General features: G+C 44.9%; 3 protein-coding genes. All 3 read left to right on the top strand.

The genetic code is table 11. The features are described 5' to 3' along the window. The first annotated feature begins 118 nt into the window (after positions 1 to 118). A complete protein-coding gene (locus ACFIL7_RS09000; RefSeq protein WP_375683533.1) occupies positions 119 to 4,126 on the top strand; it encodes a hypothetical protein in 4,008 nt (1,335 codons plus the stop codon). 9 nt (positions 4,127 to 4,135) lie between these two features. After that, positions 4,136 to 4,465, top strand: a complete 330-nt coding sequence (locus ACFIL7_RS08995; protein WP_375683532.1) for a hypothetical protein — start codon at positions 4,136 to 4,138, stop codon at positions 4,463 to 4,465. A 63-nt stretch (positions 4,466 to 4,528) separates the two neighbouring features. Further along, a partial coding sequence (locus ACFIL7_RS08990) for a lysozyme (protein WP_375683531.1) occupies positions 4,529 to 5,067 on the top strand: 539 nt, incomplete at its 3' end.

The following is a 5,067-nucleotide window of genomic DNA, read 5'->3' as shown; positions in this document are numbered from 1 at the left end:
GCTTGATGGTTCACTGAAAGATTTAGAGAAGCGCTTAGAGACCTTAAGAGAAGAGTTTGAAGATTTGAAAGAGTGTTCATTAGACGAAGTGCTCTGAATGATGTGAGGACGAAAACAGATGAAGATACCCGATCATGAACATGAATATTTGATACCTGTTGCAACGAAAGAAGAAATGATAGCAGGAACTTCTCAAGACAGCGTTGTTGTTCCGAAGCTTTTAGGGACGGCATCTTTGTATTCGTATGAAACCTTTGCGCCGTTAGAGCAGGTTGTTAATGCACGTCAAGAAGCAGAAAAAGCCATGTCGCGTGCGAATGGCGCGCAACAGGTTGCAGAAGAATCGAAGAGGGTTTCGGAACAAGCGCTTAGCGAAGTGACGAAAACAGTTCAAACAGCGACAACAGCGCTTACGACGTCTCATGAAGCGAAGGAAGAAGCTAAAGCAGCGACGACAACGGCTAGCCTTGCGAAAGAGACAGCGGATACAGCCAATGGCTTAGCAGAAGAAGCCAAGAATACTTCTGATGCAGCGAAGCGCATGGCAGAAGAGACAAAAGGAGCAGTCGATAGAGCCTCAGGGGAAATCAATAGTACGAAAGGTTCATTGGCTACGGCATTACAACGTTTTGAAGAGGTCAAACAGAGCAGTGAGAATGCTGTTAATTTATCGACCGAAGCCAAGAGGTTAGCCGATGAATCGAAGACCATTGCAACGCGTGCAGAACAAACAGCAAGAGAAGCTTCACAAACAGCAACAGAGACGACGCAAGTAGCAGCGACGGCGGTAGCAACGTGTCATGAAGTTAAGACTGTAGCCATGCAAGCAAGTCTAAAGGCAGATGGAGCCAAACAGGCAGCCGATGATGCCAAGGATATTGCAGAACAATCAAAAGAGTTATCAGAAGGTGCGACATCTTCTGTTACAGAACTCACAAAAACAGCCTCACAAGTACAAGCGGGAGTAGAGACAGCATTAACAGCTTCAAGAGAAGCCAAATCACAATCAGAGGCAGCTGTAAGCACGTCAGAAGAGGCGAAAAGTTTAGCGGAAAAAGCGAATACGGCATCTACAGAGGCGCAAAAGGCATCAGAACAGGCATTAAGAGAAGCGACTTCTGCGAAAACAACAGCGGGCGGGGCATCTAGTATAGCCAATGATGCGAAAGGGAGTGCTGAGGCAGCTAAAACATTATCAGAAGAAGCAAAACGGTTGGCAGCAGCATCACAGGAGACAGCAGAAACAGCAAAGGCTAAAGCCGAAAGTGTAGAGGCAGTTGCGAATGAAGCAAAATCTACAGCGACTACAGCATTAACAGAAGCAAGAGAAGCTAAGAGTACGGCATCTGAGGCGAAGGGTTTGGCGGAGGAAGCAAAAAGCGCCGTTGATAAGGCGACAGCGAAAGTAGAGCAAGCTGTAAAAGAGGCTAGCGATGCGAAATCTAAAGTAGAAAATTTAGAGACTGTTGCGATTGAAGCGAAATCCACGAGTGAACAAGCAAGTCAAACCGCCTCTAGTGCAAAAAGCTTATCAGAAGAAGCAAAAGAAGAAGCAAGGAGCGCCAAAGCGACAGCCTTAGAAGCGAAAAGTGCAGCAGATAGTGCAATAGCGAAAGCGGAGCAAGCCCAACAGAGCACAACAGAAGCCTCTAGAATAGCTTTGGAAGCGAAAGCGGTAGCAGAGTCTGCGGCGCGTTCAGGAGAGACGGCAGGGCAGGTGAATGCAGAAGCGGTGAAGGGCATAGCACAAGAGGCGAAGCGTAAAGCGGAAGCAGTAGAGAAGGTAGCAGAAGAAACGAAAGGTGCTTTGGATGGTCTAAAACAATTAGCCAATAGTGCGAAGTCTATAGCCGAAGAGGCAAAGAAGGTAGCTGATGGTGCACAAAAGAAGGCATCACAGGTAGAGACAGTAGCGGGTGAAGCTGAAAAGATAGCAAAAGAAGCCAAACAGACAGCAGGTTATGCTAACCATGAGGCGGCACAAGCGCGCAGTGAGGTAGAAAAGGCAAAAAGTACAGCTCATGAAGGATGGAGTAATGCCAATAAAGCGCAGGAAGTAGCAGGTGACGCTAAGACTATAGCAAGTTTAGCGCGTACGTACGCAGATGAAGCCAAGAAGATAGCGGAAAATTCAGGCAACACAGCTCATCAAGGGTGGAGTACAGCTAACAACGCGAAGGAAGTAGCCGATAACGCTAAGACTATAGCAAGTTTAGCACGGACATATGCAGACGAAGCCAAGAAAAAAGCGGAATTAGCAGATTCACAATCCTATCAAGCTAAGGGCGAAGCCGAAAAAGCCAAGGAAATAGCTAATAGTGCAAAATATACAGCAGAACAAGCACAGAAAGCGGCAGAAGCGGCGGGTAAAAAGGCAGCGTCTTTAGCATCATCTTTAGAAGACAAGCTAGAAGAGACAGAAAAAACAGCGAAGGAAGCCAAACAGAAAGCTGTTTATGCCGAAAATGATGCGAGGCAAGCTCGTAGTGAGGCAGAATCTGCGAAAAATATAGCTTATAATGCTAGTAGTACAGCTAACAACGCGAAGGAAGTGGCAGATAACGCTAAGACTATAGCAAGTTTAGCAGAAACGGCAGGCGAGGAAGCCAAGAAAATAGCAGAAGCAGCCAATTCACGAGCGTATGAAGCCAAGAATGAAGTAGAAAAAGCCAAGGAAATAGCGAGTAATGCAAAATATATAGCAGGAGAGGCGCAGAGGGCAGCCGAAACAGCGGGTAAGAAAGCCGCGTCTTTAGAAGAAGAAGCGGAAGAGGCACAAAAAATAGCCAAGGAAGCCAAGGAGTCTGCTGGTTATGCAAGACATGATGCGACGCAAGCGCGCAATCAGGCAGAAAATGCAGAGAAAATAGCCTCGTCTGCGAGGAGTAGGGTTATCGATATCAACCAAGTGGTTGAGAATTTTAAAGCCCCCGTAAGTTTAGCGCGGATGTACTCAGAAGAAGCCAAGAAAAAAGCCGAGTCGGCAGATTCACAAGCTTATCAAGCCAAGAGCGAAGCCGAAAAAGCCAAAGAAGTAGCCGATAGAGCGAAAAGGACAGCAGAAGAAGCCAAAAAAACAGCCGATATGACGAAACAAGAGCTTGGAGGGATCAAGAGTTCCCTAGCAACGGCAACAACAGCCCATACAGTAGCTTCACAGGCAAAAGCGCTAGCGGAAGAGGTAAACAATTTACTAAAACAGTCCAATTTAACGGTTCTTTCAATTTCCACACCGTTTCTTGTAGCGACAGGCAAAGCGCAATTAACCTTGAAAAAAGGAACACGCATAACTTTGGCATTAGGCAATGATATTTTGGTTGCAAGTTATACGGTAGATACAAGAATAAGCGTTCCTTCTCTTTCGGCGGGGAAGGATTATTATGTTTATTTGGTTTCTGATGGAGGACAGTCTCATAAATTTGTTTTATCAGAAAACTCTACGTATCCAAGGGATTACACAGTGAGTAATTCGCGAAAGATAGGAGGGTTTCATACGCTCTGTGCGGATGTTGGTACGATTTCCGGTCACCCCTTGTCTGGTTATAGGGCAGGGGATATTTTACCCAATTCAGTTTGGTGTCTCAATCACCGCCCGCATAGTTCACCAGAAGGTATGGTTTATGATCCTTTGCAAGATCTTTGGGTTGATATTTATCTTCAGTCAGGGACGGGTGAAAATACGAAATCAATGTATCGTACCAATATAACAACAAACCGTAATTATACCGAACATGTAACAGATATGGCGCGTGTTAAAAAATCTTTACTGAGTGATGAAGCGTTTGCTTCTGCTATGTATGGAAGCAATGAAAAGACACATATTGTTGGCAAGAAAGAACCAACCTCTAAGGTTTCAGGTGGATATAAGGATACGGCGAATCGTCGAATGATCTCGCATATCGGTTGTGAGGATGGTTGCGGTTATGTTTGGCAATTTTTATCGGGCACGTTTCCTATACCCATAAGCCGTACGCAAAATACGTTTGAAATGAGAGCATTGTTAGGGGGTGGTAGCTGGAGTAATACAACGGATAATGGGCGTTTTACTCGAGCCGCCATGATCGTCAATGGTGGAAATGAACAAGTTGCGGCGCGTGGATGTAGCCATACGCGTCATTTTGTTTAGGAGGGAGAGATGATAGATTATCCAGAACATTTAAATAGCAAAGAAGATTATCTGAACATGCTTTCTTTTGACAAAGTTGAAACAGTAAGAAGGCTAGGGAATCTTTTAGCAACACGTTTTTATTGGGTTTTTGTTAAAGAGCTTGGAGAGGGAGAAGAGGGGATTGAAGATGACACGCATAAGGTTTGTCTAACAACAACCATGCCGTTTGATTTAAATGGTGATTTTGTAGAAAAGCGTTGTCAGTATGAATTACAGGAAAGCGACTATGCGCCGCTCTTTCAACTTGGCTTTCGTGTTGAAGAAGTCGAGCAACTGATCAAAGAGCATAGCCAATAGAGATCATAAGAAAACATTTTTATCCAGCTCCACTTTTGTGGGGCTTTTTTTATGGAGCGTCAGATGAGAAAGATATCGAAAGAAGGATTAGAGCTTATCAAACAATGGGAAGGTTTGCGTTTAGAGGCATATAGAGACACGGCATGTATCTGGACGATTGGTTATGGTCACACCAGCAATGCGGGTCACCCCCTTGTCAAAAAAGGCATGTGTATTAGCCAAAAGCAAGCAGAAGAAATCCTTTGTGAAGACTTAAAGCAATTTGAGAAGACGGTAGAGGAATCGGTGACGGTTTCGTTAACGGATTGCCAATTCGCGGCATTGGTCTCATTTTGCTATAATGTAGGAACAGCTGCTTTTCGCAAGTCAACCTTATTGAAGAAGCTTAATCAAGGCGATTATGAAGCCGTACCCTTAGAATTACAGAAATGGAATAAGGTCGGTGGGAAGCCTCTTGCGGGTTTAGCTAACCGTCGAGCAGCAGAAGCGGGATTATGGGTAAAAGGGGCTTATGTTTCTTCGAATTATCAAAGGGTAGAAACGAAAACGGCAACCGGACTTCTTAAAATAGAAGCACTTGCCCCGATTATAGGGTCTTGTTC

Source organism: Bartonella sp. AP3QHHD (genome assembly GCF_042195765.1).
In the GTDB taxonomy this organism is placed as follows: Bacteria; Pseudomonadota; Alphaproteobacteria; order Rhizobiales; family Rhizobiaceae; genus Bartonella.
This window is presented reverse-complemented; position numbering and strand designations above follow the sequence as displayed.

What these genes read in the sequence shown, in the direction of transcription:
- ACFIL7_RS09000 (WP_375683533.1), top strand. Translation starts at nt 119, where the DNA reads ATGAAGATACCCGATCATGAACATGAATATTTGATACCTGTTGCAACG.
- ACFIL7_RS08995 (WP_375683532.1), top strand. Translation starts at nt 4,136, where the DNA reads ATGATAGATTATCCAGAACATTTAAATAGCAAAGAAGATTATCTGAAC.